This window comes from Bacteroides sp. 3_1_23 (assembly GCF_000162555.1).
GTDB classification, from domain to species: Bacteria; Bacteroidota; Bacteroidia; order Bacteroidales; family Bacteroidaceae; genus Bacteroides; species Bacteroides ovatus.
This window is the reverse complement of record NZ_GG774949.1, coordinates 1,942,348-1,945,242: the sequence shown is the minus strand read 5'-3', so window position 1 is coordinate 1,945,242 and position 2,895 is coordinate 1,942,348. Positions and strand designations below refer to the sequence as shown.

2 protein-coding genes and 2 tRNA genes are annotated in these 2,895 nt (G+C 43.8%); all 4 read left to right on the top strand.

Features of this window, described 5'->3' with window-relative positions; genetic code table 11:
- Positions 1–22 precede the first annotated feature (22 nt).
- The 4 genes from HMPREF9010_RS16610 (at position 23) to nagA (HMPREF9010_RS16625) (ending at position 2,754) form a co-directional block, all read left to right on the top strand.
- Positions 23–106, top strand: a tRNA-Leu gene (locus tag HMPREF9010_RS16610).
- Positions 107–125: 19 nt separating this feature from the next.
- Positions 126–201, top strand: a tRNA-Gly gene (locus tag HMPREF9010_RS16615).
- Positions 202–390: 189 nt separating this feature from the next.
- Positions 391–1,557 carry an N-acetylglucosamine-6-phosphate deacetylase gene (gene nagA, locus HMPREF9010_RS16620; protein ID WP_008648092.1) on the top strand — a complete coding sequence of 389 codons (1,167 nt, stop codon included), beginning with the start codon at positions 391–393 and terminating at the stop codon, positions 1,555–1,557.
- 21 nt (positions 1,558–1,578) lie between these two features.
- Positions 1,579–2,754: an N-acetylglucosamine-6-phosphate deacetylase gene (nagA, locus tag HMPREF9010_RS16625; RefSeq protein WP_008648090.1), complete on the top strand. Its 1,176-nt coding sequence runs from the start codon at positions 1,579–1,581 to the stop codon at positions 2,752–2,754.
- Positions 2,755–2,895: the final 141 nt, after the last annotated feature.

Here is a 2,895-nt window from a genome sequence, read left to right as displayed (position 1 = left end):
AAAGGTTAAACTTTAAAATTATGGAGAGGTGGCGGAATTGGTAGACGCGCTACTTTGAGGTGGTAGTGACAGAAATGTTGTGGGAGTTCGAGTCTCCTCCTCTTCACAGTTTATGAAAGTGAAATGCGGAAATAGCTCAGTTGGTAGAGCATAACCTTGCCAAGGTTAGGGTCGCGAGTTCGAGTCTCGTTTTCCGCTCCATATAAGATGAGGTTGTCAGTCGATAAGATTGGCAACCTTTTTTGTATAATATTGGAAGTTTACCGGACGATTGTATCGATAGATTGAACGGAAAAGCGTAATTTTGCAAACGAAAAAATCAATGTACTCCCCCCAAAAAAGAGCGTCATTGATTCACACAGACCTTTAATTAATTTAACTATTTGTGATATGTTAACACAGATCATTAATGCACGCATCCTCACCCCGCAAGGCTGGTTGAAGGATGGGTCGGTTCTTATTCGTGACAATAAAATTCTGGAAGTAACTAATTGTGACCTTGCAATTATCGGAGCCAAACTGATTGATGCCAAAGGAATGTATATTGTTCCGGGAGGTGTAGAAATCCACGTTCACGGTGGCGGTGGAAGAGACTTTATGGAAGGCACCGAAGAGGCTTTCCGGACAGCAATCAAAGCTCATATGCAGCATGGCACTACCAGTATTTTTCCTACTCTTTCTTCTTCTACCATTCCAATGATCCGTGCAGCCGCGGAAACTACAGAGAAAATGATGGCGGAGCCTAATAGCCCTGTGCTCGGGCTTCATCTGGAAGGACATTATTTCAATATGGCGATGGCAGGTGGACAGATTCCCGAAAATATCAAAGATCCCGATCCCGAAGAATATATTCCGTTGCTGGAAGAAACTCATTGTATCAAACGTTGGGATGCCGCACCGGAACTTCCCGGAGCCATGCAATTTGGTAAATATATCACAGCGAAAGGGGTGTTGGCTTCGGTAGGACATACCCAGGCAGAATTTGAGGATATACAGACAGCCTATGAGGCGGGATATACGCATGCCACTCATTTTTATAATGCAATGCCGGGATTCCATAAACGGAAAGAGTACAAGTATGAAGGTACGGTAGAAAGTATTTATCTGATTGATGATATGACAGTGGAAGTGGTGGCAGACGGTATTCATGTGCCTCCAACAATCTTGCGCCTTGTTTACAAGATAAAAGGAGTGGAACGCACTTGTCTGATAACGGATGCATTGGCTTGTGCCGCCAGTGATAGTCAGGTTGCTTTTGATCCGCGTGTGATTATCGAGGATGGAGTCTGTAAGTTGGCAGACCATTCAGCACTGGCGGGAAGTATTGCAACGATGGATCGGCTGATTCGTACCATGGTGCAGAAGGCGGAAATACCTTTGGAGGATGCCGTGAGAATGGCCTCCGAAACTCCTGCCCGGATTATGGGAGTGCTCGACCGTAAAGGAACGCTGGAGCGTGGTAAGGATGCTGATATGATTGCTTTAGACAGAGACTTGAATGTGAGAGCTGTATGGGCGATGGGAGAACTGGTGGAAGGCACCAATAAACTGTTTTAAATCTAATAAATAACGAAAACTATGTTGACTCAAATAATAAATGGAAGAATATTGACCCCGCAAGGCTGGTTGAAAGATGGTTCCGTATTGATTTGTGATGGAAAAATATTAGAGGTAACCAACAGTGATTTGGCGGTTATCGGTGCAACGGTTATTGATGCCAGAGGGATGACGATTGTGCCCGGATTTGTAAGTATGCATGCACATGGAGGTGGCGGACATGATTATACGGAAGCAACGGAAGAAGCATTCCGCACGGCAACTACTGCACATCTGAAACATGGTGCTACCGGGATATTTCCTACATTATCATCTACCTCGTTCGAAAGAATCTACCAGGCAGTTGATGTCTGTGAAAACCTGATGAAAGAGAAGGATTCTCCTGTTCTTGGCCTGCATATCGAAGGTCCTTACTTGAATCCGAAGATAGCGGGAACACAGTATGACGGTTTTCTGAAAACTCCGGATGAAAATGAATATATTCCTTTATTGGCGCGTACGTCTTGTATCAGACGTTGGGATATTAGTCCCGAACTGCCCGGTGCACATGATTTTGCAAAGTATACCCGTTCGAAAGGAATTATGACTGCTGTTACACATACCGAAGCCGAATATGATGAAATTAAAGCTGCATTTGCTGTAGGATTTTCTCACGCCGCTCATTTCTATAATGCGATGCCGGGTTTCCATAAACGCCGTGAATATAAATATGAGGGTACAGTGGAAAGTGTGTATCTGACGGATGGAATGACCGTGGAAGTGATTGCGGATGGTATTCACTTGCCTGCCACTATCCTGAAACTAGTTTATAAGTTGAAAGGCGTGGAGAATACCTGTCTTGTTACCGATGCTTTGGCGTATGCCGCTTATGAAGGGAATGAACCGATTGATCCTCGTTATATCATAGAGGATGGCGTATGCAAGATGGCGGATCATTCTGCGTTGGCTGGTAGTTTGGCTACGATGGATGTGTTGGTTCGCACCATGGTGAAGAAAGCCAATATTCCTTTGGAAGATGCTGTGCGTATGGCTTCTGAAACTCCTGCCCGTTTAATTGGAGTGAGTGACCGGAAAGGGGCGTTGGCAAAGGGAAAGGATGCCGATATTGTGATTCTTGATAAGGAGTTGAATGTACGATGTGTATGGTCGATGGGAAAGATTGTTCCGGGAACTGATATTCTGTTGCATAAAGAATAGTTGAAATAATCTCCAAAGAGGAGGGTCATAATGAATAATAAAACGCAGATTAACGCAAATTATCGCAGAAATAATTTTATAAGTCATTGATTAATATATCAATATAAATGAAATAATCTGCGATAATTTGCGTTAATCTGC

Coding starts and splice junctions, on each gene's coding strand:
- nagA (WP_008648092.1), top strand. CDS start 391: ATGTTAACACAGATCATTAATGCACGCATCCTCACCCCGCAAGGCTGG.
- nagA (WP_008648090.1), top strand. CDS start 1,579: ATGTTGACTCAAATAATAAATGGAAGAATATTGACCCCGCAAGGCTGG.